The organism is Phyllobacterium sp. YR531, assembly GCF_000282595.1.
GTDB lineage: Bacteria > Pseudomonadota > Alphaproteobacteria > Rhizobiales > Rhizobiaceae > Phyllobacterium.
The window spans coordinates 59,099-85,792 of sequence record NZ_AKIZ01000036.1 but is presented as its reverse complement, the minus strand read 5'-3'; the positions used below and the strand labels follow the sequence as shown (position 1 = coordinate 85,792).

24 protein-coding genes are annotated in these 26,694 nt (G+C 52.8%); 19 read left to right on the top strand and 5 right to left on the bottom strand.

Features of this window, described 5'->3' with window-relative positions; translation table 11 throughout:
* Together PMI41_RS24380 and PMI41_RS19785 are read right to left on the bottom strand one after the other, a co-directional pair.
* A partial coding sequence (locus PMI41_RS24380; protein ID WP_008127816.1) for a S8 family serine peptidase occupies nucleotides 1-1,963 on the bottom strand: 1,963 nt, incomplete at its 3' end.
* 219 nt (nucleotides 1,964-2,182) lie between these two features.
* Nucleotides 2,183-3,346, bottom strand: a complete 1,164-nt coding sequence (locus PMI41_RS19785) for a dihydrodipicolinate synthase family protein (protein ID WP_008127815.1) — start codon at nucleotides 3,344-3,346, stop codon at nucleotides 2,183-2,185.
* Nucleotides 3,347-3,606: 260 nt separating this feature from the next.
* On the opposite strand from PMI41_RS19785, the gene PMI41_RS19780 reads away from it, so the two are divergent.
* The 12 genes from PMI41_RS19780 to PMI41_RS19725 all read left to right on the top strand — a co-directional run bounded on the left by PMI41_RS19780 (nucleotide 3,607) and on the right by PMI41_RS19725 (nucleotide 17,838).
* Nucleotides 3,607-4,644 (top strand): LacI family DNA-binding transcriptional regulator, encoded by a 1,038-nt coding sequence (locus PMI41_RS19780; protein WP_008127814.1) that lies wholly within the window; start codon nucleotides 3,607-3,609, stop codon nucleotides 4,642-4,644.
* Nucleotides 4,641-5,642, top strand: coding sequence for a Gfo/Idh/MocA family oxidoreductase (locus tag PMI41_RS19775; protein ID WP_008127812.1), 1,002 nt, complete (start codon nucleotides 4,641-4,643; stop codon nucleotides 5,640-5,642). The genes PMI41_RS19780 and PMI41_RS19775 overlap by 4 nt, the downstream gene beginning before the upstream one ends.
* An 18-nt stretch (nucleotides 5,643-5,660) precedes the next feature.
* On the top strand, nucleotides 5,661-7,262 hold the full coding sequence (locus PMI41_RS19770; RefSeq protein WP_008127811.1) for an acyl CoA:acetate/3-ketoacid CoA transferase: 1,602 nt from the start codon (nucleotides 5,661-5,663) through the stop codon (nucleotides 7,260-7,262).
* Nucleotides 7,255-8,034 carry an enoyl-CoA hydratase/isomerase family protein gene (locus PMI41_RS19765; protein ID WP_008127810.1) on the top strand — a complete coding sequence of 260 codons (780 nt, stop codon included), beginning with the start codon at nucleotides 7,255-7,257 and terminating at the stop codon, nucleotides 8,032-8,034. Before PMI41_RS19770 ends, PMI41_RS19765 begins: the two co-directional genes overlap by 8 nt.
* The gene (locus PMI41_RS19760) at nucleotides 8,034-9,542 is read left to right on the top strand and encodes an aldehyde dehydrogenase family protein (RefSeq protein WP_008127809.1); all 1,509 of its coding nucleotides are present in this window, start codon (nucleotides 8,034-8,036) and stop codon (nucleotides 9,540-9,542) included. Before PMI41_RS19765 ends, PMI41_RS19760 begins: the two co-directional genes overlap by 1 nt.
* Before the next feature lie 104 nt (nucleotides 9,543-9,646).
* Nucleotides 9,647-10,894 (top strand): ABC transporter substrate-binding protein, encoded by a 1,248-nt coding sequence (locus tag PMI41_RS19755; RefSeq protein WP_008127808.1) that lies wholly within the window; start codon nucleotides 9,647-9,649, stop codon nucleotides 10,892-10,894.
* 91 nt (nucleotides 10,895-10,985) lie between these two features.
* A complete protein-coding gene (locus PMI41_RS19750) occupies nucleotides 10,986-11,864 on the top strand; it encodes a sugar ABC transporter permease (RefSeq protein WP_008127807.1) in 879 nt (292 codons plus the stop codon).
* The gene (locus tag PMI41_RS19745; protein WP_008127806.1) at nucleotides 11,861-12,742 is read left to right on the top strand and encodes a carbohydrate ABC transporter permease; all 882 of its coding nucleotides are present in this window, start codon (nucleotides 11,861-11,863) and stop codon (nucleotides 12,740-12,742) included. The genes PMI41_RS19750 and PMI41_RS19745 overlap by 4 nt, the downstream gene beginning before the upstream one ends.
* Nucleotides 12,743-12,746: 4 nt before the next feature.
* Complete coding sequence (gene ugpC, locus PMI41_RS19740; RefSeq protein WP_008127805.1) at nucleotides 12,747-13,865, top strand: sn-glycerol-3-phosphate ABC transporter ATP-binding protein UgpC; 1,119 nt, start codon at nucleotides 12,747-12,749, stop codon at nucleotides 13,863-13,865.
* A gap of 25 nt (nucleotides 13,866-13,890) precedes the next feature.
* Entirely contained in the window at nucleotides 13,891-15,414 is a 1,524-nt protein-coding gene (locus PMI41_RS19735; RefSeq protein ID WP_040856017.1) for a GMC family oxidoreductase, read from the top strand.
* Nucleotides 15,414-16,178 carry a 3-ketoacyl-ACP reductase gene (locus PMI41_RS19730; protein WP_008127803.1) on the top strand — a complete coding sequence of 255 codons (765 nt, stop codon included), beginning with the start codon at nucleotides 15,414-15,416 and terminating at the stop codon, nucleotides 16,176-16,178. The genes PMI41_RS19735 and PMI41_RS19730 overlap by 1 nt, the downstream gene beginning before the upstream one ends.
* Before the next feature lies 1 nt (nucleotide 16,179).
* Complete coding sequence (locus PMI41_RS19725) at nucleotides 16,180-17,838, top strand: GMC family oxidoreductase N-terminal domain-containing protein (protein ID WP_008127802.1); 1,659 nt, start codon at nucleotides 16,180-16,182, stop codon at nucleotides 17,836-17,838.
* A 14-nt stretch (nucleotides 17,839-17,852) separates the two neighbouring features.
* On the opposite strand, the gene PMI41_RS19720 is transcribed toward PMI41_RS19725, so the two are convergent.
* Together PMI41_RS19720 and PMI41_RS19715 are read right to left on the bottom strand one after the other, a co-directional pair.
* Nucleotides 17,853-18,110 carry a DUF982 domain-containing protein gene (locus PMI41_RS19720; protein WP_008127801.1) on the bottom strand — a complete coding sequence of 86 codons (258 nt, stop codon included), beginning with the start codon at nucleotides 18,108-18,110 and terminating at the stop codon, nucleotides 17,853-17,855.
* 109 nt (nucleotides 18,111-18,219) lie between these two features.
* The gene (locus PMI41_RS19715; protein WP_008127798.1) at nucleotides 18,220-19,128 is read right to left on the bottom strand and encodes a LysR substrate-binding domain-containing protein; all 909 of its coding nucleotides are present in this window, start codon (nucleotides 19,126-19,128) and stop codon (nucleotides 18,220-18,222) included.
* Nucleotides 19,129-19,258: 130 nt separating this feature from the next.
* Between PMI41_RS19715 and argH the strand changes: the two genes are divergently transcribed.
* The 5 genes from argH (at nucleotide 19,259) to PMI41_RS19690 (ending at nucleotide 23,768) form a co-directional block, all read left to right on the top strand.
* A complete protein-coding gene (gene argH, locus PMI41_RS19710) occupies nucleotides 19,259-20,692 on the top strand; it encodes an argininosuccinate lyase (RefSeq protein WP_008127796.1) in 1,434 nt (477 codons plus the stop codon).
* Between the two features lie 5 nt (nucleotides 20,693-20,697).
* Nucleotides 20,698-21,597, top strand: a complete 900-nt coding sequence (locus PMI41_RS19705; protein WP_008127795.1) for an amino acid ABC transporter permease — start codon at nucleotides 20,698-20,700, stop codon at nucleotides 21,595-21,597.
* A gap of 2 nt (nucleotides 21,598-21,599) precedes the next feature.
* Nucleotides 21,600-22,364 carry an amino acid ABC transporter ATP-binding protein gene (locus PMI41_RS19700; RefSeq protein ID WP_008127794.1) on the top strand — a complete coding sequence of 255 codons (765 nt, stop codon included), beginning with the start codon at nucleotides 21,600-21,602 and terminating at the stop codon, nucleotides 22,362-22,364.
* 33 nt (nucleotides 22,365-22,397) lie between these two features.
* Entirely contained in the window at nucleotides 22,398-23,228 is an 831-nt protein-coding gene (locus PMI41_RS19695) for an ABC transporter substrate-binding protein (protein ID WP_008127793.1), read from the top strand.
* A gap of 138 nt (nucleotides 23,229-23,366) precedes the next feature.
* Nucleotides 23,367-23,768 (top strand): GNAT family N-acetyltransferase, encoded by a 402-nt coding sequence (locus PMI41_RS19690; RefSeq protein WP_081497175.1) that lies wholly within the window; start codon nucleotides 23,367-23,369, stop codon nucleotides 23,766-23,768.
* 3 nt (nucleotides 23,769-23,771) lie between these two features.
* On the opposite strand, the gene PMI41_RS19685 is transcribed toward PMI41_RS19690, so the two are convergent.
* Nucleotides 23,772-24,998 (bottom strand): MFS transporter, encoded by a 1,227-nt coding sequence (locus PMI41_RS19685; protein WP_052025947.1) that lies wholly within the window; start codon nucleotides 24,996-24,998, stop codon nucleotides 23,772-23,774.
* Between the two features lie 99 nt (nucleotides 24,999-25,097).
* On the opposite strand from PMI41_RS19685, the gene PMI41_RS19680 reads away from it, so the two are divergent.
* Together PMI41_RS19680 and PMI41_RS19675 are read left to right on the top strand one after the other, a co-directional pair.
* Nucleotides 25,098-25,523 (top strand): DUF4864 domain-containing protein, encoded by a 426-nt coding sequence (locus PMI41_RS19680; protein WP_008127789.1) that lies wholly within the window; start codon nucleotides 25,098-25,100, stop codon nucleotides 25,521-25,523.
* A gap of 108 nt (nucleotides 25,524-25,631) precedes the next feature.
* A complete protein-coding gene (locus PMI41_RS19675; protein ID WP_008127787.1) occupies nucleotides 25,632-26,687 on the top strand; it encodes a histone deacetylase family protein in 1,056 nt (351 codons plus the stop codon).
* Nucleotides 26,688-26,694 lie beyond the last annotated feature (7 nt).

Below are 26,694 nucleotides of genomic sequence, written 5' to 3'. Positions count from 1 at the left end.
CGGTATCATTGACAATCGACGCCGAGGTAATCGACCCTTCCCTGCCGATCACAAGTTCCCCGCCATCGACAATCGTATCGCCTGAATAGGTGCTGTCCCCGGTCAGCCGTAAGGTGCCAAGGCCGGATTTGGTCAACCCACCATCGTAAGAAGTGGGATCAGCGAGTTTGGCGGTGAGGTACGGGATACGGGTGTTCTCAAAATGGTCAAAAACAAGACGCTCATCTGCTTTAAACTGATCAATCTCAGCAGGCAAAATCGAAAATGCCGGGTCTTTCAGCAGCTTTACAAGATCCGCCCCTATAGCTTGGGCGACCCAAGAATACTGGGGATATGAGGCATAAGGGAAATAATCAGGATAACTCGTCTTTATCAACAAACGGTCTAAGGCGCTCTTTGCCAGCGGGTTTGCCTGTACCGCTGCAAGTTCCTTCTCAAATTTCCCAATTGATAGGACTGCCGCCAGCTTCGTTAGCAGCGCTGGCGCATCTTTCAAGTAGGCATCAGCCATATCGGCCAATTGTTTTTCAGGAATGCCGCTCTCCCAGCCCTTGGCCTTCTTTTTCTGTTGCCAATCCAAAACTTCCTGAGCTTCCTCCGCCTTGCGCGCCTTCAAAGCCGTGTCAGAAATATCGTTGGACCAAACATCGGTACCATTTGCGTGACCCGTAACGACGGCATCTTTCGACAGATCAACAACAAACCGGTTCACAAATTGGCCAGGACCGTCCATCGCTTTTTGCAAATCGCTGGCCCCCCACCCGTAAACATTATCAGGGATGCCGGTAGCGCTTTTGCCAAGATGAGAAGCCGTTGTCAGAAGAGTATCCCGAATTTGCGTATTTGTGAGATAGGGATATCGCTCCATCAAAACTGCGAGTGAGCCCGACACGTTCGGTGCAGCCATAGATGTACCAGCGAGTGGGCTATATCCTCCCGGTACTGCGCTGAGGATATTTTCACCGGGGGCAGAGATACAGTAGTACTTCGTCAATCCGCAGTCATCTGAAAAACCGGCCATAGCAAGTTTGCCGTTTTTCTTGGTAAGAGCATTTACATTGACCCAATGGTCTTCAATTTCCGGGCGAAAGAAAGGCAGTGCGTTTGTCACGTCTCCACCCTTGTTTTGGTCTTCTCCATTCGCGAATACCATTAGCACGTCCGCTTTGGCGGCCCGGGTCATACCTTCAATTGCCCCCTGTGTCGGATTTTCATGATACTGTTTGATCAACCCTTCGCCATGCACCCCAGCTCTTTCAGAGGACCGCCAACCAATTCCCCAGCTATTATTGATAACACGTACACCACTGGCAACGAGTGCGTCGAAACCCGCACCATAAGATGCACCGTCGTTGCTGTTGATGTCCCCATGCTCCGGACCGGCGTCGCCATTGTTAGCGGCGACAATTTTCCCATCAAAAGCAACGCCATGCATTTTAGTAGAATTTCGTGCTGCACCAGCAATGCCGCCCACATGCGTTCCGTGGTTATCCCCTTGGTAAGGGCTGCCGCCATCCAAATTGAACTCTTCTCCAGCAACCGTATAAATGGTCTTTCCGTCCACTGAATCGATCCAAGTATGAATATATTTTCCTTGTGTGTTTAGGGTCGTAAGTTTTCCATCCTTTGCAAACTCCGAATGGGTTCGGTCGACGCCAGTGTCGAAAATTCCAATCTTGATGTTCTTGCCTGTGTATCCTTTGGCATAGGCGTATTCAGCCTTGATGGCTCCAACGCCCCAATTACCTTGAAATTCTTTGTCAGCGCGCCATGTTTCTGCGGCAGCTTCCAGATCATCGGTCGTGCTGCCATCGGCATTATGATACTTCCCGTCTGCCAGTGCCGTGGCACTTGTTGCAGCCATAATCAGCGCAATACACGCGGAGCCCTTCAAAAACTTGCGAAATGCTGATAAGCGGTTGTGACCTGCGGAAATAGCCGCAGCTGTGGCGTGAAAATTCATAATAAAATTCCTCGAAACAATAACAGTCTAATAATATTGTGCTATTAGGGGTGTAATCGGTTGCGCCGTCAAGCGCCTATTTTACGTGCAGTTGCAATTTCTGCTCTTTTGCAGAGCAAGGATATCTAGGCGCAGAAGCACCGGGAAATACATGACAAGTGGCGGCGGCCTGTCAAACAGGTACGCAGCTTATTCGCCGATCTGTCAAACCTGTTGTCGCTACAACCCGTAAACCTGCAGCAGGCTTTTCATCCTGTTGACTGCCAGATTGGGTTTGTCGAGTACATTCGCCTGATCCGCGAGTCGGAAAATGTCGGCATAGTGGACGATGCCGCGGGCGGACTGCATTCCGGCGGGCATGGTGAAATGGGATTGATGCCCATTGAGCCAGGCAAGAAATACAACGCCGGCTTTGTAATATTGTGTAGGTGTCTCAAAAATCTTGCGGGAAAGCGGAACGGTAGGTTCTATGACAGCGCGAAATGTCTGCGTGTCGCCTTCTGCGAGATGACCAAGTGCCTTTGAAGCGGATGGAGCCACTGCATCGAAAATGCCCAGCAACGCGTGGCTATAGCGTTCGCCATCGCCTTCAATCAGTTCGGCATAGTTGAAGTCATCGCCGGTGAAGCAAAGGACGCCATCCGGCAGACGCTTGCGCAACTCGATTTCTCGGGCGTTGTCGAGGAGAGAAATCTTGATCCCCTCGACCTTTTCCCGGTTGTCATTGATAATGGCGAGTACCGTTTCCAGTGCCTTGTCGAACGATGACGAACCCCAATAGCCGGCAAGCTGCGGATCGAACATGTCTCCCAGCCAATGCAAGACAACCTTCTCCCGGGTCTGGCCGAGGATATGCCCATAGACGGCGCGATAATCCTCACCTGATCGGGCAACGCGGGCGAGTGCCCGGCTGGCCATCATGACCGCACGCCCACCTTCCGCCTCGACAAAATCAATCTGCGTTTCATAGGCGTCGATGACATCCTGAAGCGTCTTGGCATTTTCCGGTGCAAGCTGATCGGTTCCGGCACCGCAGGCCAGATCGGCACCGGCAACGCTGCGCGATGCCGCCAGCGAACGGCGGATCAGTTCGCGTGCGCCAACCCAATCTACACCCATGCCGCGCTGTGCGGTATCCATTGCCTCGGCAATCCTGAATCCGAGCGACCAAAGGTGATGGCGGAATGCCATGGTCGCATCCCAATCGATTGCGGGTGATCCCCATGGCAATGCATCGCGAAGAGGATCGGACACCACATGCGCCGCGGCATAGGCAATGCGATTGAAGAGGGGAGGGCTGGAGGGCGGCGCTATCGGTGTGCCAAGCAATTTGTAACTGGTGATTGCACCGCTTTGATCAGGCAACTTCAAGATGTCAGTCATTTCATCGCTCCCGTCGATTGAAGCAACACATATTTTGGAACGATCCAAAAAACAAGCAATAATTCCGATGGAAAGAAAATTGCGGGAGTATTCTACCGAGATGCGATAAAATTTAATGGATTTGCGAGCAAATTTCCGGAAAAGGGGAGTGGAATTGTAACCATGGGGCGTAAATTGCGTGTGCAAAGTTGTAATAAATACTCTCTTGACCTTTTTGGAACGTTCCAATTATATAGCATGCGAAGTGGAGGAAATGGATTTTGAGCCGGAACAGAACCAGCATTGTGGATATTGCGCGCGCCGCCGGCGTGTCGAAATCTACAGTCTCCCTGGTTCTCCAGAAGAGCCCGCTGGTCAGTGAAAGCACCCGAGAAAAGGTCAATGCTCACATCAATGATCTTGGCTATATCTATAATCGCGGCGCTGCCAGTTTGCGCCAGTCCCGGTCGAAAATTGTCGGCATAGTGGTGAATGATCTGACCAACAGTTTCTTTGCCGAGCTGGCTGTCGGCATGGATATGGTGGTTCAATCCGCTGGCTATGTTCAGTTCCTTGCCCATAGCGGCGAAAGTGTTGACCGTCAGCGCGAAGTCATCTCATCCATGCGCGAAAACGGTATTGCAGGCTTGATACTGTCACCGGCGCGAGGCACAGAATCCAGTGATATCAAGGCGTTGGTGGAAAGTGGCATTCCCGTTGTGGTGGTCGTTCGCAATCTTCCCGGTGCAAAAGTATCGACGCTTTTGTCAGACAATTATGCTGGTGCGAAGGCGGCTGTCCGTCATTTGATCGAGTTGGGCCATCAGCGTATTGCCTTCATGGGCGGTTTTCAGGACACTGCTGTTTTTGGCGAACGCCTTCGCGGTTATCGGGATGCGCTTCAGGATGCGGATATTCCCGCCGATGAGAGATTTATCATCCATTCTGCGCCTTCCCGTGCCGGCGGTGTTGCCGCATTGGAGCGTCTGATCGGAATTGCCGAGCGTCCGTCTGCAGCTCTTTGTTTGAATGATGCAGTTGCATTCGGCGTGTGCGATGGCCTGCGCGCCAATGGCCTGGAGCCGGGAAAATCCTTTGCAATCATAGGCTTCGATGATGTTATCGAAGCGAAGACCGCTGTGCCGGCACTGACGACAGTCTCTGTCGATCCGCAGGGAATGGGCCAGCGTGCAGCCCAGCTTCTGCTCAAGCAAATCAATTCAGGCCAGAACGATCAGGAGTCGATTGTAACGTCTGTGCGGCTTGTCGTGCGTCAGAGTTGCGGTGCGCCCGTAAAACAACCGGAGGAAATGGCATGATACGTTGGGGATTGGTCGGGGCGAGCACCATTGCGCATGAGTGGGTTATCGATGCGATCCGGGCAAGCGGTGGTGAAATCGTTTCTGTCATGAGCACCAATGCCGAACGCGGAGGCAAATATGCTGCGGATCACGGTATTGCTCATTCCGTCACGGATCTGGATAGCCTGCTTAACGGGCAACCCATTGATGCTGTTTATATTTCTACCACGAATGAGCTGCATAAGGATCAGGTTCTAGCTGCTGCGAAAGCTGGAAAACACATCCTTTGCGAAAAGCCGCTGGCGACTAGCCTGGATGATGCAAAAATCATGGTGGAAGCTTGCAAGGCAGCCAATGTCGTTTTTGCCACCAACCATCATTTGCGTAATGCTGCCACCCATACGGCCATGCGTGATGCGGTTGCTGCCGGCAAAATCGGCAAGCCGCTGGCTGCAAAGGTTTTTCATGCGGTTTACCTGCCGCCCCATTTACAGGGTTGGCGTCTTGATCGCCCGGATGCCGGGGGCGGAGTCATCCTCGACATCACTGTGCATGATACCGATACGTTGCGCTATGTGTTGGGAGATGATCCCGTTGAAGTCATTGCTTCCACGCAACAAAGTGGTCTGGCTAAAGCCGGTCTTGCTGATGCGGTGATGGGCGTCATGCGGTTCAAGTCCGGATTGATCGCCATGTTCCATGATGGTTTTACCACCAAATACTCCGATACCGGTTTTGAAGTACATGGCACCGAAGGCTCACTTGTCGGCCGCAATGTGATGTCGCAGAAGGCCGTTGGCATTGTCACACTGCGTAACGCAGAGGGCGAAAGCGAGCTGAAACTCGACCATAAGAACCTCTATGAAACGGGTGTCGCCAAGTTCCATGCGGCAATTGCGGGAAATGGCAAGCCTGCCGCGACTGGTGAAGACGGACTTTGGTCGCTCGCTGCAGGTCTGGCCACCGCCAAAGCTGCGCAAACGGGCACTGCCCAGCCGATTGCTCCTGGCCTCTAAAGAAGAACGAAAACAAGCATGAACAAGCACATAACCCCGGAACAAGCTGCGGAACTCATTCCTGATGAAGCTGTCGTCACGGTATCTTCATCCAGTGGCCTTGGCTGCCCGGACCTGATGCTGAAGGCCATTGGCGCACGGTTTGATGCGACAGGCCACCCACGTGATCTCACCACATTGCACCCCATCGCAGCGGGGGATATGAGCGGGATCAAGGGTGTCGATTACATTGCAAAGAAAGGCCTGCTCAAAAAGATTATCGGCGGGTCGTATCCATCTGGACCTTCCACAGCTGAACCGCCTTTGATCTGGCAGATGATCGGCAATGATGAAGTGGCAGCCTATAATGTTCCGTCTGGCATTCTGTTCGACATGCACCGCGAGGCAGCAGCCAAGCGACCCGGTGTGCTGACCAAGGTTGGTCTGGATACTTTTGTCGATCCGGACCGGCAAGGTTGCGCCATGAATGCTCCTGCCGCGCAAGAGCCTCTTGTCCGCAAGATCGATTTCGATGGTGAGGAATGGCTGTTTTTCAAACCGGTCATACCTCAGGTGGCCATTATTCGCGCTACGACTGCCGATGAACGCGGCAATCTCACTTATGAGCATGAGGGCGCCTACCTTGGTGGCTTTGATCAGGCGCTGGCCGTGCGAAACAATGGCGGCATCGTTATTGCGCAGGTTAAGCGCATTACCAAAAGCGGCTCACTGAAGCCGCATGATGTGCGTGTTCCCGGTATTCTCGTCGATTACATCGTAGTCGATCCCGACCAGAAACAGACAACCCAAACCCTTTATGATCCTGCTATTTCCGGCGAGATTTTCCATCCGCTGGAAGATTTTGCTCTGGCGGATTTCAATATCCAGAAGGTTATAGCGCGCCGTGTGGCCAGTGAGCTGGAAGCGGGTAGTGCAGTCAATCTCGGCTTTGGTATCTCCGCAAATGTGCCGCGTATTCTGCTCGAAGAGGGCCTGCACGGCGCTGTTACCTGGGTGATAGAGCAGGGGCCGGTTGGCGGCATACCATTGCTGGATTTTGCTTTTGGCTGTGCATCCAATGCGGAAGCCTTTGTGCCTTCGCCTCACCAGTTCACCTATTTCCAAGGTGCAGGTTTCGATGCCTCTCTGTTGTCGTTCCTGGAGATCGATAAGTCTGGTTCGGTGAATGTTTCAAAGCTCAGCTTTCGCCCTCACGTTACCGCGGGTGCTGGCGGTTTTGTCGATATAACGGCTCGTGCCCGCAAGATTGTTTTCTCCGGTATGTTCAATGCTGGCGCGAAGGTGCACATCGAAAACGGCAAGCTGGTTATCGAGAAGGAAGGCAAGCTGAAAAAGCTCGTCAACGAGGTGGAACACGTCACTTTTTCCGGCCGCCGTGCCGTAGAACAAGGGCAGGACATTACTTATGTGACCGAACGCTGCGTTATGGTTTTGCGTCCCGAAGGACTTGTCCTGACAGAGATTGCGCCGGGCATTGATTTGCAAGCGCATATTCTGGACCAATCGGAATTTCCCCTCGTTGTTGCGCGCGACCTCAAGCTGATGGATGCGCATCTGTTTTCGCCAGAACCATTTGGCCTCAAGCTGCCGCAAAAGATGCAGAGGAAACTCCATGGCTGAGCCCCGCATCCATGTTTCGATTGATGGCCATGTCGCGACCATAACCATAGCGCGACCTGAAAAGCTGAATGCTTTGGACATCGGCATGTTGAAGGAATTGAACGCCGCTTGCGATACCGTCGAGGCCGATGGGCAGGTACGCGTGGCGATTCTTACCGGGGCTGGAAAGGCATTTTCTGCAGGGGGGGATATCAAGGCTTGGGCGGCGATGACACCGAATGAATTCGGCCATGCCTGGGTGCGGTTTGGCCATCGTGTTTTCGAGCGTCTGGCCACTTTGCGGGTGCCACTTATTGCAGCGCTTAATGGCCATGCATTGGGCGGTGGACTTGAACTTGCCGCAGTGGCGGATATTCGGATTGCAGAAGCACATATCAAGCTTGGTCTGCCCGAAACGGGCCTGGGAATGATTCCGGGATGGTCGGGCACGCAGCGCCTTACCCTGCGCTTTGGTGCTCAAGCCGTGCGCCGAATGGCCTTGGGAGGCGAAGTTTTCAGCGCGGATGACGGTCTTGCTCTTGGCTTGGTGGATCATGTCGTCGAAACGGGAACTGCCCTTGCAGCGGCACAAGCCTACGCCGAACGCATTGCCAAGCGCGGACCTTCGGCCATCGAAGTGGCAAAACTCATGATTGCTTCCGCTAATGGCGAAGACAATGGAACAGCGGTCGAAGCCTTGGGCTCGATCCTCGTGGCAAAGACAGCGGACCTCAAAGAAGGTGTTTCGGCATTTGCCGAAAAGCGCGAGCCTGCTTTCAAAGGAGAATGGTAATGACAGTTCTGGTGCGCCCCAAGGCACTTGAAAACTTCAAGGTACGTGAATTCCAGATGCTGATTGATGGCAGGTGGACTAATGGTGCGGCAGGCGATGTAATCGAACGCAAAAGCCCGGGGCACGGTGTTGTCGTATCCCGTTATCAGGCTGGTACAAAGGCCGATGCAGAGCGGGCCATTTCTGCCGCCCGCGTGGCATTTGACACTGGCCCATGGCCGCATATGACCGGCGCAGAACGATCAAACATCTTGCTCAAAGCGGCCGATCTTATTGCGACACGCGCCGATGAACTTGCCTACCTTGATTGCATTGAATCCGGAAAGCCGATCAGTCAGGCGAAAGCCGAACTTGGCGGCGCTGTGGATATCTGGCGCTATGCTGCTGCCCTTGGGCGCGACCTTCATGGAGAAAGCTATAATACTCTTGGAGAAGGAACGCTTGGCGTCGTGCTGCGCGAAGCTATCGGCGTTATTTCCATCATTACTCCGTGGAATTTCCCCTTCCTGATCGTCAGTCAGAAATTGCCATTTGCTCTTGCCGCTGGCTGTACAACAGTGGTCAAACCATCGGAGCTTACATCGGGCTCAACGCTTCTTCTCGGCGAAATTCTGATGGAAGCGGGCGTGCCCTCTGGAGTGGTCAATATAATTGTCGGCACTGGCCCGGAAGTTGGCGCTCCCATGACAACACACCCCCATGTGGACATGGTATCCTTCACCGGCTCTACCGGGGTTGGAAAGCTGACAATGGCCAATGCTGCTCAGACTTTGAAAAAAGTCTCACTTGAGCTGGGCGGCAAAAATCCGCAGATCGTATTTCCTGATGCAAATCTGGACGATTTTATCGATGCGGCAGTATTTGGTGCATATTTCAACGCAGGCGAATGCTGTAATGCCGGCTCGCGCCTGATTGTCCATCGCGACATCGCAGATGATGTCGTGGCGCGGGTAGCCGCCCTGTCGGCCAAGGTGAAAGTGGGCGATCCGCTGGACCCGCAGACCAAGGTAGGGGCCATTATTACTCCTGAGCACTTGTCGAAAATCAATGATTATGTCCGCAATGCCGCGTCGTCAGGAGCCGCAGTCAGTCATGGCGGAGAGTTGTTGAACCTCGGTATGGGACAGTTCATGTCGCCGACCATACTCTCGGCAGTAAAGCCCGAAATGGCCGTTGCGCGTGAGGAAGTGTTTGGCCCTGTTTTGTCGGTTTTGACCTTTGAAACGTTGGAAGACGCAGTAAAAATCGCCAATTCTATCGATTATGGCCTGTCTGCAGGTGTGTGGAGCCGGGATTTCGATACGTGCCTGACAGTTGGTCGCCGGGTGCGTGCGGGTACGGTATGGATGAACACTTTCATGGATGGCGCGTCGGAGTTGCCGTTTGGAGGATATAAACAATCTGGCCTTGGCCGGGAACTCGGGCGGCATGCTGTTGAGGACTACACTGAGACCAAGACATTGAATATGCACTTAGGTAGTAGGAAAGTAGTATGGTCAACCAATTAAATCGATTGTAATAGCCAATCTGCTTGCTGTATGAATGCTCCGGACTTGGGGAAACTTCAGTCGGTTTTGTTGAATTTTATCTCTTTTTTTCACGGGAGGACTAAATGAAAAAGTTGATGAATACCGTTGCCGCCGCAGCCATGCTGATGGGTGTTGCAACGGCAGCTCGTGCTGCCGAGAATGTGGAAGTTCTGCACTGGTGGACATCCGGTGGTGAAGCAACGGCGCTTGAAGTGTTGAAGAAGGATCTGGAAAGCAAGGGCATCAGCTGGTCTGACATGCCTGTTTCCGGGGGTGGCGGTACGGAAGCCATGACTGTTCTTCGTGCCCGCGTCACAGCAGGAAATGCTCCGACTGCTGTGCAGATGCTTGGTTTTGATATTATCGATTGGGCAAAGCAGGGCGCTTTGGGTAATCTTGATGAAGTTGCTGCCAAAGAGAAGTGGGACGATGTGATCCCAACGGCACTGCAGAAGTTCTCGAAATATGATGGTCACTGGATCGCAGCTCCGGTCAATGTGCACTCGACCAACTGGATCTGGATCAACAAGGCCGCTCTCGATAAGGCTGGCGGCAAGGAGCCTGCAAACTGGGACGAGCTGATTGCTCTTCTCGACAAGTTCAAGGAACAGGGCATCACGCCAATCGCCCACGGTGGTCAGCCTTGGCAGGATGCAACGATTTTTGACGCTGTGGTATTGTCGCTCGGCAATGACTTTTACAAGGCGGCTTTCATCGATCTCGATCCGGCAGCTCTTGGCGGCGACAAGATGAAAGAAGCTTTCGACCGCATGACCAAGCTTCGCAGCTATGTGGATGACAATTTCTCCGGTCGCGACTGGAACCTTGCCTCCGCCATGGTCATCGAAAACAAGGCTGGTCTGCAGTTCATGGGTGACTGGGCAAAGGGTGAATTTGTCAAAGCCAAGAAGGAGCCAGGCAAGGATTTCGTTTGCATGCGCTTCCCAGGTACACAGGGTTCTGTGACATTCAACTCTGACCAGTTCGCCATGTTCAAGGTCAGCGAAGAAAAGGCAAAGCCGCAGCTTGTGATGGCTTCGGCAATCGAAAACCCTGTATTCCAGTCGGCGTTCAACGTGGTCAAGGGTTCTGCACCTGCACGTACTGACGTTCCGGATACAGCATTCGATGCTTGCGGCAAGAAGGCTATCAAGGACCTTGCTGAAGCCAATAAAGCAGGTACGCTTTATGGTTCAATGGCTCACGGCCATGCCAATCCGGCTGCTGTTAAGAATGCGATCTATGACGTTGTGACACGTCAGTTCAACGGCGATCTATCGTCCGAAGACGCAGTCAAGGAACTCGTTTCGGCTGTTGATGCTGCCAAGTAAACGTAGCATTTCTGTTCGGGGCGACATCGCCCCGAACAGTTCTCCGCCAGGCGCGGCAATGATAATAATGCTTATTTGAAGGGGTGAGGCTATGGATACCCGCAGCCGCATACAGGACCTCATACCAAAGCTGGTATTGGGACCAAGCTTTCTGATCATATTGATTTTCGTCTACGGGTTCATTGCCTATACGGGCGTGCTGTCCTTTACGGATAGCAAAATGCTGCCGACATATGGTTTTGTCGGCTTTGAGAACTATCGCAAGCTCTGGGCATTGCCCCATTGGTGGCGGGCTATCACCAATCTTGGCATTTTCGCCTCGCTCTACATAATTATTTGCACGGTTATCGGGCTTGGGCTTGCTATTCTGCTCGATCAGAAGATCCGCATAGAAGGCTTTCTGCGCCCTATCTATCTTTATCCCATGGCGCTGTCCTTCATTGTGACCGGTGTTGCGTGGAAATGGTTTCTGGACCCTGGTATCGGGCTTGAGAACACCATGCACCAATGGGGCTGGGCGAGCTTCTCATTCAACTGGATAAAAGATTCGAAGATGGCGATCTACACGGTGGTCATCGCTGCCGTATGGCAGTCTTCCGGCTTCGTTATGGCGATGTTTCTTGCCGGTTTGCGCGGGGTCGACAATGAAATAATCAAGGCGGCACAGATTGATGGCGCGTCGACGGGCATGATCTACCGGCGCATTATCATCCCGCTTATGCGCCCGGTGTTCCTCTCTGCCTTCGTTGTGCTCGCACACCTAGCCATCAAGGCCTACGATCTCGTGATTGCGCTGACAGGCGGCGGGCCGGGACAGGCAACCGAATTGCCTGCAACGTTCATGTACTCCTACACATTTACCCGCAACTCGATGGGCATTGGAGCATCTTCGGCCATCATCATGCTGATTATGATCTTCTCGATCATTGTCCCTTATCTCTATTCTGAAATCAGGGGAGGCAACAAATGAGTGCTCCAAGCCCCGATAATGCGATCAACAGCGGAAAACTGACACGCGCACTCATCTACACTGCGCTGTTATTGTTCGCATTCTACTACCTGTTGCCGCTCTACGTCATGGTCGTGAATTCGCTCAAAACGTTGGATGAAATCCGCCAGGGCGGAATGTTGTCGCCTCCACGCGAATGGACAATCGAACCCTGGCTCTCCGCCTGGTCGACTGCCCAGATCGGTGTTCAGCCAACTGGCCTGCGGCCCTATTTCATCAATTCCATCATCATGGTTGTCCCGGCTGTGGCGATCTCGACCATACTCGGCGCATTGAATGGTTACGTACTGACAAAGTGGAAATTCCGCGGTTCGAACATCATGTTCGGCATGCTGCTGCTTGGCTGTTTCATCCCGTTCCAGATCGTGCTTATTCCAATGGCTCGCGTGCTGGGTATGCTGAACATGGCTGGCACGATTCAGGGATTGATCCTGGTTCATGTCATTTACGGTCTCGGTTTTACAACGCTGTATTTCCGCAATTACTACGAAGCATTTCCTACGGAACTCGTTCGTGCTGCGCAGATAGATGGTGCAAGCTTTTTCCAGATTTTCCGGCGTATCCTTTTGCCATCTTCCGGCCCGATCATTGTCGTGTCCGTCATCTGGCAGTTTACCAATATCTGGAATGACTTCCTTTTTGGTGCATCGTTCTCCGGATTTAACAGCACGCCCATGACGGTTGCCCTGAACAATCTCGTCAACTCGTCAACGGGTGTGAAGGAATACAACGTGCATTTCGCCGGCGCCATACTCGCAGCGCTGCCAACTCTCATCGTCTACATCGTCTCCGGGCGTTATTTCGTCCGCGGCCTCATGTCCGGCGCCGTGAAGGGATAAATCAATGTCATTTCTCCAAATCAAAGACCTGCATAAATCATATGGCAATGTGCCGATCCTCAAGGATATCAACATCGAGATCGACGAGGGTGGTTTTCTCGTCCTCGTCGGTCCGTCGGGTTGCGGAAAATCCACCCTGTTGAATACCATAGCCGGGCTCGAGCCGATCACTTCCGGTGACATTTCCATCAAGGGAAAATCGATTAGCGGATTGCATCCATCCAAGCGCGATATCGCCATGGTTTTTCAATCCTATGCGCTTTATCCCAACATGACAGTTGGCGGGAACATCGCTTTCGGTATGGAAATTCGGGGCGTGCCGAAACCGGAACGCGATAAGGCAATCAAGCAGGTTGCTGACATGTTGCAAATCGGCCATCTGCTCGATCGCAAGCCAAGTCAGCTTTCGGGCGGACAGCGTCAGCGCGTCGCCATGGGCCGGGCACTGGTACGCAATCCGCAGGTATTCCTGTTCGACGAACCGCTATCCAATCTTGATGCCAAGCTGCGTGTCGACATGCGTACTGAAATCAAACGGCTGCATCAGCGCATGAAAACCACGATCGTGTATGTTACACACGACCAGATCGAGGCCATGACGCTTGCTACCAAAATTGCAGTGTTGAAGGATGGCATTCTGCAGCAATTCGGAACACCCGCAGAAATTTACAACAACCCTACCAACCTGTTTGTAGCAGACTTCATGGGTTCACCGGCGATGAACCTTCTTAAAGCAAAGATCGACGGAGGGGCATCAGATCTTCACGTCTCTCTGGAACGTCCGGATGCGGCACCTCTGCGGCTACCGATCAAGAAAACTAACGCTGCGCTTGCGGGTTATACCGGCAAAGATGTCGTATTCGGCATCCGCCCGGAAGCACTGACCGATCCGGACGGTGCTGACAGGAATGCGGCTTCGTTGGCGGAAGGCGAATGCCTTATCGAGGTTGTTGAGCCTGCCGGATCGGATACTTTTGCAGTCACAAAGCTTGGTGGCAAAGAGGTAGTCGCGCGACTGCGTGCAGATGCGCATATTCTGCCGGGCCAGAAGACACAACTTGCATTCAATCTGGACAAGGCCGTTTTCTTCGATCCGCAATCGCAACTTCGCATCGGTGCCTGATAAAGGCGCCGACTGGCTAGCGTTTATGTCAACGAATATACAACCGAGAACAACTGCTGATATCGTCATCATAGGCTCTGGCATGGGTGGCTCGACGATGGCGGCTGGGTTGGCGTCGTCAGGTGCTGACATACTCATTCTAGAGGCGGGCGATCATCTCCCTGATCGCCCTGAAAACCGCGATCCAAGAGCGATTTTTCAGCAGGGCATCTTCCGTCCTAAAGAGAATTGGTATGATGAAGCCGGTAAGCCCTTCAATCCTGGCAATTATTACAATGTAGGTGGAAATTCGAAATTCTATGGTGCCGTCCTGACAAGGTATCGGGCTGAGGATTTCAAAGAAATGCAGCATCTGGAGGGTGTGTCGCCTGCTTGGCCATTCTCCTATGACGAGTTGGAACCATGGTACTGCAAAGCAGAGGAACTCTTTCAGGTGCGCGGCACACTGGGTGAAGACCCGACAGAGCCGGAACATTCGATACCCTATCGCTTTTCACCCGTGCCTGACGAAACGCCGATCAGTGCATTACGCCAGCGGCTGAAATCAGCAGGTGTGCATCCGTTCTCACTGCCGCTTGGTGTGGATATCGATACATGGCTATCGCATGGGAAGACACCTTGGGATGCACATCCCAATAGTTTCAACGGCAAGATGGATGCAGAAACCACTGCGCTTGCTGCCGCCTTGAAGCACGAAAATGTAGCTATCCAGATAAATTCACGCGTTTTGCGTTTGGATACAGCGCCAGATGGCAAGGCGATTACCGCGGTTCATTACGAAAGCAATGGACAACGCTTCAGCATCAAACCAAAACTCGTGATCCTTTCGGCGGGTGCTGTACAGTCCGCAGTTCTTCTCCTGCGTTCTGCGAATGATGCGAACCCGGCAGGGCTTGCCAATCGTTCCGATCAGGTGGGCCGCAATTTCATGAATCACAACCTTTCAGCAGTGATTGGTTTTGATCCGCGCTTCAAAAACAATTCGGTTTATCAGAAGACGCTGGGCTTCAATGACTTTTACCTTTCAGATGGAAAGGGTGGAGCTCCGCTTGGCAATGTCCAATTACTTGGCCGTATCAGTGCCCCAGTTCTGAAATCCGACTTGAAACTAGTTCCTGAATGGTTGCTGGAGCGGTTTTGTGCTCACACCGTCGATTTTCTGGCAATGAGTGAAGACGTGCCAAAGCCGGAAAGCCGCGTTCAAATTGATGGCGACAAAATAATCCTGCAGTGGATACGAAGCAATTGGCCAGCGCATCAGAAACTGGTCGCGCAAATCAAGACCGTGCTTCGTGCCGCGGGTTTTCCCTTGGTTGTCTCGAAGGCCTTTGACCGTAAGACGCCGTCGCATCAATGCGGAACTGTGCGTATGGGTGCCGATCCTTCAAATGCACCGCTTGATATATATTGCCGCTCGTACGAGCATCCCAATCTTTTTGTCGTGGATGCTGCATTTCTTCCGACCTCAGCCGCTGTTAATCCGGCTTTGACGATTGCGGCTCAGTCACTACGCGTAGCCGATTATATTGCATCAAAGGAACTGAGCTGATGCGGCCCGTTGCCTTGGTTACCGGCGCACGGCGCGGCATTGGTCTTGGCATTGCAAAGTCGTTGGCGGCCAAAGGTTTCGACTTGGCGATTACCGACCTGGTAGCTGACGCAGCCAGCGAGTCCGCGATAGAAACGCTGCGGAATCTAGGTGCAAAGGCACATTTCTTTCAATCCGATATTGCAGATATTTCTGCACACGAGCGAACAGTAGAAGGCATTGTCAGCCAGTTTGGTCGGATCGACTGTCTGGTAAACAATGCCGGTATGGGTTCAAAAGTGCGAGGCGATTTTCTCGATCTTGAAGCCGCCAATTATGATAGCATTTTTGATGTCAATCTACGCGGAACAGTATTTTTTACGCAGGCTGTGGTGCGGAAAATGCTTCAGGACAATGCCGCCGAAAATCCCCGTACAATTATCAACATCACATCGGTTTCAGCCGAGATGACATCGCCAGAACGTCTTGATTACTGCATGACCAAGGCGGCACTCGCAGCTTTCACGCAAGGGCTGGCGCTGAGGTTGGCTGATCACGGCATAAGCGTTTTCGATGTTCGGCCAGGGATCATTCGTTCTGATATGACCGCCATTGTCACCGAAAAATACGACAAGCTGATTTCGGGCGGTCTGGTGCCCATGAAACGTTGGGGCGAGCCGGATGATCTCGGTCGCATTGCCGCTGCACTCGCGAGTGGAGATTTCAATTTTGCCACAGGCTCCGTCATCAATGCCGATGGCGCCCTTTCCATAAGCAGGCTGTGAAATGAAAAGCTACGATTACATAATTACCGGTGCCGGACCCGCAGGCTGCGTACTCGCCAACAGGCTGAGCGAAGACAAGGGCGTCTCGGTTCTGCTGCTGGAGGCTGGCGGCGGTGATTGGAACCCGCTTTTCCACATGCCCGCTGGCTTTGCCAAAATGACAAAGGGCGTTGCCAGCTGGGGTTGGGAAACTGTGCCGCAGAAGCATATGAACAATCGCGTTTTGCGATACACGCAGGCAAAAGTCATTGGTGGCGGCTCAAGCATTAACGCTCAGCTTTATGCGCGTGGAAATGCAACGGACTATGATTTGTGGGCGAAGGAAGATGGCTGCACCGGGTGGAGCTATCGCGATGTTCTACCCTATTTCAAAAGAGCCGAAGATAATCAACGTTTTGCTGATGATTATCACGCCTATGGTGGTCCCCTTGGGGTCTCGATGCCCGCAGCGACATTGCCCATTTGCGATGCCTATATTCGCGCAGGTCAGGAGCTTGGGATTCCTTATAATCATGATTTCAATGGCAAGCAGCAGGCGGGTGTGGGTTTCTACCAGCTCACACAGCGTAATCGCCGTCGCTCATCTGCGGCGATGGCCTATTTGTCTCCCATAAAGAACCGCAAGAATTTGACGGTGCGTATGGGCGCACAGGTCGCGAAGATCGTCGTCGAGGGTACGCGGGCTGTTGGCGTGGAAATCATAGCGGGCAATGCGCGTGAGGTTATCCGGGCAGACTGCGAGGTTTTGGTGAGCTCCGGGGCGATTGGATCGCCAAAGCTGTTGCTGCAATCGGGTATTGGACCTGCTGACCACCTGAAAAGCGCGGGCGTTCCGGTTGTACATGACCTTTCCGGCGTCGGTGAGAACCTGCAGGATCATCTTGATCTTTTTGTCATCAGCGAATGCACCGGCGATCACACCTATGACGGAGTTGCAAAGCTGCACAGAACGCTATGGGCTGGACTACAGTACATAATGTTCCGGTCCGGGCCTGTTGCTTCCAGTCTCTTTGAGACGGGTGGCTTCTGGTATGCCGATGCGCAAGCGCGTTCGCCGGATATTCAGTTTCACTTGGGGCTTGGCTCGGGGATCGAGGCTGGAGTGGAACGGCTGAAGAATGCGGGTGTGACCCTCAACTCTGCCTATCTGCATCCTCGGTCGCGTGGAACAGTGCGGCTGCGTTCAGGTGATCCCATGGTAGCACCACTGATCGATCCAAATTATTGGAGCGACTCGCATGATCGCAAGATGTCGATTGAAGGGTTGAAGCTGGCGCGTGAAATCATGCAGCAAGCGGCGCTTAAACCATATGTACTTGCCGAGCGGTTGCCCGGTCCCAAATACAATTCCGATGAAGAGCTTTTTGAATATGGCTGTGCCAACGCGAAAACGGATCATCATCCGGTGGGAACGTGCAAGATGGGAACGGATAGTATGGCCGTTGTCGATCTTGAATTGAAGGTCCATGGAATTGAGGGACTGCGAGTCTGTGACAGCTCCGTAATGCCGCGTGTACCCTCTGCGAACACGAATGCGCCAACGATTATGGTTGGTGAAAAAGGCGCAGATATTATTCGTAATCTGGCCCCTTTACCTCCAGCGATATTCTCGAACGAATTGAATGAAAAGCGCCCACGTGCCCGTGCAGATGTAAGCTGAGGGCGCACACTCCATTAATGATGGAGTCGCGTATCGAGAAAGATTCCGGCTTCACGTGCGGCGCTGATAAACGCATGTCTCGCCTTATGAGCAGGCTTCCATCCGTCAAGTGCGTCCATGCAAGCCTGTAACGCGCGGCGATAGCTTGGGCCGTTCTTTGCAGGCCAGTAGCTGCGCAGGCACTCAATCGCTTCCCAGACTGTTGATATGGCCCGTTGTCCGGTTTCACCAATGGTCACCATCACAGGGATGGGGAAACGCTTGTCGCTCATCACTTCCTCCAAATGCATAAGACACCAATGGGGCGAACGCCGTCATCAGACTGAGCCTTAAATGTATCTGGAGTCCGTCCGGTTCCATGACATTTTGATGATTTTTTGGTTACCGCATTTCAAGCGGCATGGAGCCGACTTCGTCCAGAAGCCATTCCAGAAAAAATCGCATCGCTGGACGCTGTGGACGGTCTGCAGGGCAGGTCAACCAGTATGCATGATTGCTGACAAAACCATATCCCAACGGGTTGATGAGTTTCCCGGAAGCCAGCTCATCGGCGATCAATCCACGCGGTACCAATGCAAGCCCTTGGCCAGCTATTGCTGCACGAATGACAAGGGCATAGTAGCCAAAATGCGTGATACGTTCTGGGGTGAAATTGGTAACTTTATGAGCCGCTGCGAATTCGCTCCAACGAAGGGGCGTATGTTTGTGATCAAGTAGCGGGAATGAGTGGATGTCTCCCGGCTTTTGAATGCCGCCATTTTTGGCGAGGAGATTCGGAGCACCAACGAGGGCGACCTGGCGCCCGAAAAGATAGTAATTGTTTTGCCCGGTCCAGTCGCCTTCACCAAACCGAAATGCGGCGTCTGCCTGATTGATCAGGTCGGCTGTTGCGAAAGTGGAAAGCTCCACATCTATTTCCGGATGAGCATCGGCGAATCCGGCAAAGCGTGGAATAACCCAACGGTCACCCATAATCGGCAGTATGTGAAGCTTGATTGCATTGGGCGAAGAGCCCAAGGCAGCGATACGCAGAGTGGCGTTTTCCAACGCACCCAAGGCGACCCGTGCCTCGGTTACATAGATGCGTCCTGCTTCCGTAGCAGACAGGCCATAGGGCGTTCGCGTGAAAAGGGCAGTTCCGGCAAGCTGTTCTAGTGCCTGAAGCTGTTTGCTGACAGCGCTTTGGGTCATATTCAGGGCCATTGCGCAGGCAGTCGTACTTCCCCGCTCAGCAATGGTGACAATCACCTGCAAAGCCCGGGTAGACGGATAATTGCGGCCAGCAACCATTCAGATGGCCCGACGAATAATTAGCCAAATAGGGTATTCCATTTTGGAATATATACGCGAAATCATTTCGTTTGTCGTGGGGGAAACACAGCCATAAGTTTTAAATAACAAAGAATAAGGGAACGAAACAATGACTGATCAATCCGCGCGCCTGTGGGGTGCACGTTTCAGAGCAAGCCCATCTGCTGAATTGGTGGCTCTGTCACGCTCTGAAAGCAGTTATTTCCGCCTTGTCCCCTATGATCTGGCTTCATCGGCGGCTCATGCCAGGGAGTTGGTTCGCGCAAACATCCTGACCCTTACCGAAGCCGATCAAGTATGCTCTGCGCTCGCCACGATAGGAGAAGAGCACAAATCCGGTGCTATTTCTCCATCGCCTGCCGATGAGGATATTCATACGTTTCTCGAACGTGTTCTGGGTGAACGTGTTGGCGTATTGGGTGGAAAGCTTCGGGCAGGGCGATCACGCAACGATCAGGCCGCCAATGATCTCAAGTTGTATCTCCGTGATGTTGCCCGCAATCTTGGTGCTGATCTGTCAAGTCTTCAGTCGTCGCTGATTGGGCAAGCCAGCCAGCATGTAGAGACCATAACCACTGGCTTTACGCATCTGCAACCGGCACAGCCTGTGAGCTTTGCACATCAGCTTCTGGCGCATGCACAGACTTTTGCACGCGATTTCGAGCGGCTGCAGGATTGGGATCGCCGGGCCGCCCGCTCGCCGCTTGGAGCAGCAGCGCTTGCGGGGTCTGCTATTGCTTTGGACCCGGAACGTTCGGCACAAGAGCTTGGCTATGACGCTCCATGCGAGAATTCGATTGATGCAGTGGGAAGCCGCGACCATGTTGCAGAATTTCTCTTTGTAACAGCAATGTTTGGTGTCCATCTGTCGCGGCTTGCCGAGGAGCTGTTTTTATGGTCATCACGTCAATTCCGCTGGATAGAAATGGATGACGGTTATGCGACCGGTTCATCCATCATGCCTCAAAAGAAAAATTGCGACATTGCGGAACTGACGCGGGGGCGTGCTTCACGCATGATCGGCAGTCTGACGACCATGCTCGTTGCGTTGAAAGGGCTACCCTTTGCCTATAATCGCGATCTGGCGGAAGACAAGCATGCGGCATTCGACACCATCGACGCGTTGGCGCTGGTGGTGCCTGCAATGGCCGGACTTATTCGCACAATGCGGGTGAATGTCGACCGGATGCAGCAGCATTCAGTGGAAGGCTTCACACTCGCTACGGAAGTTGCCGATTGGCTTGCCAAACGGGGTGTGCCATTTTCAGAAGCACATGAAGTCACAGGTGCGCTGGTCCGCTACTGTGAAGACCGTTCGATCGGATTGGAGGATTTGGGCGATGATGACCTTGCAATGGTCGACACGCGTCTGCATCCCTCCATCAAGTCAGCCTTGACGCCCAAGGCAGCCATAGAAGCACGGAAAGCTTATGGTGGTACGGCACCCGACAGAGTTAAAGAACAGATCAGCAGGCTGAACGATCTGTTGAATGAGCAGCAGGAGTGGTTGAGCCTTTATTCCGGCCCAAGATTTGAAAGGTAAAAGACATGGCAAACGTCGACACCACCATTTCCATTCCTCGGGCAAAGTATTCGATTGCTCATTTGCACCACCAGCCACGGCGACATTACGGTCGCTGGCTTGCTGCCAGCCTGATCATTCTGGCGCTCGTTCTCATCGTTAAAGCATTTGCACAAGGGCAGATTGCCTGGCCAGTCGTCGCCCAGTTTTTCACGGCTCCTGCAATTCTGTCGGGGCTGTGGAATACGATCCTCATGACGATTTGTGCGATGGCACTTGGACTTTTTCTTGGCGTTGTCTTTGCAATCATGATCATGTCGCCGAATCCGGTGCTCAAATATGTCGCTGTATTCTACATCTGGTTTTTTCGGGGAACACCGCTGCTCCTGCAGCTTCTGCTTTGGTTCAATCTTGCGCTGATCTTTCCGACATTGGGTATCCCGGGCGTATTTGAAATGCGCACCGTTGATTTAATGACCCCTTTCATGGCGACACTTCTTGGCCTTGGTATCAATCAAGGCGCTTATACTGCAGAGGTGGTAAGAGCCGGAATTCTCTCTGTCGATAATGGGCAGATTGAGGCTGCGAAAGTTATAGGTATGACCCGGCTGACCATGCTGCGCCGGATAATTCTTCCGCAGGCGATGCGCGTAATCATACCTCCTGTAGGCAATGAAGTGATCAGTATGGTCAAGCTGACTTCGGTTGCCAGCGTCATTGGCTATGCGGAAATCTTGCGCAATGCGCAGTCGGTCTACTACGCCAACAACCGGGTGATGGAACTGTTGATCGTTTCGGCCATCTGGTACCTGGTTGTCGTGACCATTCTTTCCATCGGTCAGCATCTGCTTGAGAAGCATTATGCAAAAAGCCAAGGGCGGCGGGAAGCCAAACGGGCAGCAACCGCGCAAGCAGAGGGAGCGTAACGATGTCCTCCATGGTGGTTGCAGTCGACCTGAAGAAGTTTTTCGGGGATTTCCAGGCCCTCGACAATGTTTCGTTCGAGATCGAGCACGGCGAAGTTCTGTGTATTATTGGTCCGTCCGGGTCAGGAAAAAGCACATTGCTTCGCTGTATAAATCAGCTCGAGCGGATTGATTCCGGCGCAATCTGGATTGATGACGAGCTTATTGGTTTCCGTCAAGACGGCGATAAGCTTTATCAGCTGAATGATGCAGAAATTGCCCGTCAAAGGCTTTCAAGCGGCATGGTGTTTCAGCGATTCAACCTCTTCGCACATATGACAGTGCTTGAGAACATCATTGAAGGTCCGGTTATTGTCCAAAAGCGTGCAAAAACCGCGGTTATTCCCGAGGCTATGGCTTTGCTCGAAAAAGTGGGGCTTACCGATAAGAAAGATTCCTATCCAAGCGAGCTTTCGGGCGGTCAGCAGCAGCGTATCGCAATTGCCCGTGCGTTGGCAATGAAACCAAAGCTGATGCTTTTTGATGAACCCACGTCGGCACTTGATCCGGAGCTTGTCAGCGACGTCCTCAGTGTCATGCGGGATCTGGCGAAAAGCGGCATGACGATGGTGGTCGTTACACATGAACTCGGCTTCGCTCGCGAGGTGGCCAATCGTGTGGTGTTCATGGATCGTGGAAAGATCGTTGAAAGTGGAACGCCGCAAGAGATTTTGAGCAGTCCGAAAGAGAAACGTACACAGGACTTTATCGCAGCGGTTTTGGCTTGAAACATATCAAAACATAAAAGAGGAACACAGGACATGAATAATTACATGAGGTTTGCCCTGCTGGGCGCTACGGTTGCTTTTGGTTTTCCCGCTGCCGCGCAGGAACTTCCGGCGCGCATCAAGGATGCAGGTAAAATTGTCATTGCAACAATGCCAAACTATCCGCCGATTACCTACAAGGACCCGGCAACAAATCAGCTGCAAGGCTTTGATATTGATCTTGGTGAAGCGATTGGCAAAGAGCTTGGCGTGAAAGTTGAATGGCAGGAAATTGCTTTTGCCCAGATGCTTCCCTCCCTGCAAACCGGTCGCGTTGATCTGGCCATGGCCGGGATGAGCGACAAGAAGGCCCGCCAGGAAACTGCGGATTTTGTGGACTATATGAAGTCTGGAGCGCAATTTTATACGTCTAAAGCACTCGCTGCAGAGATCAAAACCGTGGATGACCTTTGCGGCAAGTCTGTAGGGGCAAGCCGTTCGACAGATTGGCCGGCCCAGATCACCGCGTGGAGTGAGGCCAATTGTGTGGCCAAGGGCAAGCCTGCGATCAATGTCACGGGCACAGAAGGATCTGCCGATGCCCGCACGCAGATCAAGAGTCAGCGACTGCAGGCTGCTGCACAAGGCAATGAAACACTTCCCTATAATCAGAAACTGGAGCCGGACACATACGTCACCATTGGCGATGCTTTCAGCCAGTCATTGGCGGGCATACCGGTTCTGAAATCGGAAACTCAATTGCGTGATGCAGTAAAGGTTGCTCTCGAGAAATTGCAGGCGAACGGCACATATGATGCGCTACTCGACAAGTACGGGCTAAAGGCAAATAAACTCACGCCTATCACAGTCAATATGGGTGAATAGGGATCAGCATTAATGGCATTTCGGAATGGCAGACCATCTTTGGACTGCCATTCCGTGTTGTAGGAGTTCGCTGAGTTGAGGGAAGTCAGACTATCCAACGCCTCGGACCACACTGCACTCGCAGTTTTGTTCGAAGAAATGCAGGCACATTACAATGCGCCATGCCCACATCGGTCAATGATACTCAAAGGCCTTTCTGAGATGCCCGCTGGTACAGAAATACTTGTCGCCTCAGAGCAAACCATCTTGGGATTTGCTGCAATCTCGCCGGTCTATCCCGGTCCCGGACTTGGTTCGGGCCTGTTTCTCAAGGAGCTTTTTGTTTCAAAACAGTATCGTGGGATAGGCGTGGGAAATAGCCTGATGCAAGCACTGGCAAAACTGGCTGTCGAGCGGGGACATGGCCGTGTTGATTGGACGGCAGACCGCGAAAATCCGCGTCTTCGTGCCTTTTACGACGGAGTGGGTGGAACACCAAAACCCGAGAAACTCTTCTACCGCCTTGAGGGGACCGCACTTTCGGAGATGGCAAACCGATAGAGCTCACTGCCCTTTGGGCCGAATGAGCCATCCATAGAACGCACTGCCCGCAAGCACTACACTGGTGGCCAGAAACACTGCCCGCATGCCGAAGTGCCCGCCAATAAAGCCGCCTGCTAGCGGCCCTATGACCTGTCCAACATATTGTGACGATGTTGCATAACCAAGAATACTCCCGGCAACCCTGTCGGGAACATTGTGACGAATTACACTGGTGATGCAGGGTAGGAGGCCGCCAAGAGACAGTCCCATAAGAAACCGCAAGACGACCAACTGCCAACCCTGAGTGACGAAAGCCTGAGGGATCAAGAGCAGCGCGGATATGCCAAGAGCGGCAACGATAACATTCCAATGTCCGATGCGGTCGGCCAGCCTGCCAAGTCTGGATGCTGAGAGCACGCTGCCCAGGGCCGCAGCGGACATCACTACACCAGCAACCATGGTGATATGGGCCGGATTATCGACCAGTTGCGCAACATATACCGTGATGATTGGTTCAATAGACATGTTGGCAAGCATCAGAAGCATTCCTGCCAGCAGCATGACCACCACCGGACGCTTGTCCGGAATGGCCCTCCATCCATCAGTTTGCTGTTCTGTATTGCTTTTAGGCGGCTTTCGCTCTTCCTTGATAAACAGGCTTGTCGCCAGAAAAGTTATGAAAATCACCCCGCCCGCCAGCCAGAATGTGGCGCGAATTCCAATCAAAGGAGGAAGCCCACCACCTATGAGAGGTCCAATAAGATTTCCTGCCATAATGCCGGAGGCTAATGTTCCAAGAGCCCAGCCCGTTCGTGCTTTCGGTGTTTGCGTGGCGACAAGGACTGTCGAGCCGGATGCATAGCCACCCAGAAGTCCTGTAAGTAACCGGAGAACAATCAAATGCCAAACCTCAGTCGCCATGCCCATAAGTGACATTGCAACGGCCATGCCGAGGCTTGCCCTGATAAGCATCAATTTGCGTCCATAAAGGTCTGCAAGACGCCCCCAAAGTGGAGCTACCAGTGCAGCGGTGAAGAACGTTGCGCCGTAGGCGATACCAGACCATTGGACAATCGCAGCGTGGTCTGTTTCGCCCAACTGTTCGATATACAGCGGTAGAAAAGGCAGGATCAAGGTCATTGCGACGATGGTTGTGAATGACCCCAGCAGGCAGACCCACAGATTCTGCCGCCAGTAAATTGATTCCCCTGAACTGGGAGCAGTATCCGTATCCGTCAATTCATCCAACTATGGTACATTCGTCCGGACCGTCAGTAACGGGGCATGATCCGGCGTAAGAAATTTTTCGTAGCTTAGACATTGCAGTTATGGTTCGGGAGAGCAACCATGGTCAAAGCATTCAGATGTTTCGTCGCAGTTGTATTGTTGAGCTATGGACTGGCCGGGCAGGTATCAGCTCAGGAGTCTCCGGAAGCCATCCAGTCTGTTATCAAAAATCAGATCGCAGCTTTTCTGAACGATGACGCAAAGACGGCGTACTCGTTTGCATCGCCATCCATACAAGGAAAATTTCCAAGCCAGGACTTGTTCTTTGAAATGGTAAAACGCGCCTATCAGCCAGTCTATCGACCGGGCAATTTCGCCTTTGGCCGCAGCAAAGCTGCCGGAGATCAGATTATTCAGGAAGTGCTTATCACTGGTCCCGATGGCAAAGACTCAACGGCTATCTATTTGATGCAAAAACAGCCGGATGGGTCCTATAAAATCAACGGCGTACAGATACTGCAAACAACAGTGGGGCCGGCAATTTGAAATCAATTTGGGATTGCGTGCTAAAGTTTAACGCGCAACCTTGCATTGCTTGGATCAGGGAATAGGCTCTGTATCGACTCACCGAAATGGCATCGAGATCGAGCATTCATGAAACTCTTCTTTTCCAGCCAGCAAATGGCTCATCAACCCAAGCAATATATGATCAATGGCCGGATTACAGATCCGCTTGAAAATCCTGCACGTGCTCAGGCCTTGATAAAGGTGCTGACAGAATTGGGATTGTCAGAAGAAGCCACAGGTGATGCAGGGCTTGATCCCATCCGTGCTGTTCATGCAGATCACTATGTGGAGTTCTTGAGTACAGCTTTTGATCGCTTCATGCAGCTGCCCAACCACGGGCCTGAAGTGCTCCCCAATGTAAGCGCATACCAAGGTGCAGGACAGGATTATGCAGCCCGTCCAAAGCCGAGACCTGTTGGTGTGCTGGGACAGTCCGGTTGGTACATCAACGGACTTTCCTGCGCGATGATGGAAAGTACGTATTCTTCAGCCTATGCATCAGCCCAAACGGCTATATCTGCAGCAAATGCTTTGCTGCAGGGCGATGCCGCTGCCTTCGCACTCTGCCGTCCGCCGGGCCATCATGCCTATGCCGACCGTGCAGCGGGGTTCTGCTATTTCAATAATGCTGCGATAGCTGCTCAGCATTTGCGCCAGCAACACCAGCGCGTAGCCATTATTGATTTTGACACGCACCATGGTGATGGAACGCAGGCAATATTCTACACGCGTAATGATGTGTTCTTCGGTTCAACCCATACGGACCCGTCGAATTATTATCCGCATTATAGCGGTTATGCAGACGAAACCGGTGCTGGTGATGGGCTTGGTGCAAATCTCAATATACCGCTCGCAGAGGGCAGCGGAGATGACGCTTTCATTGAAGCCAATCGGAAGCTTGTTGCCGCTGTGGCAGAGCATGGCGCAACAGCGCTCGTCATTTCTGCCGGGTGGGATGCGCATAAGGAAGACCCGCTTTCCAAACTGACCGTGACAACGGAAGCCTATGCCAAGATAGGGGCAATGTGGGGAGCTGTCGGCTTGCCCACTGCAATTGTGCAGGAAGGCGGCTACTCACTGAGCGCCGTAGCGGAAGCTGCACCACGTTTCATGGCCGCATATCAGGCCAATCGCTCACTTTAGGCTACGG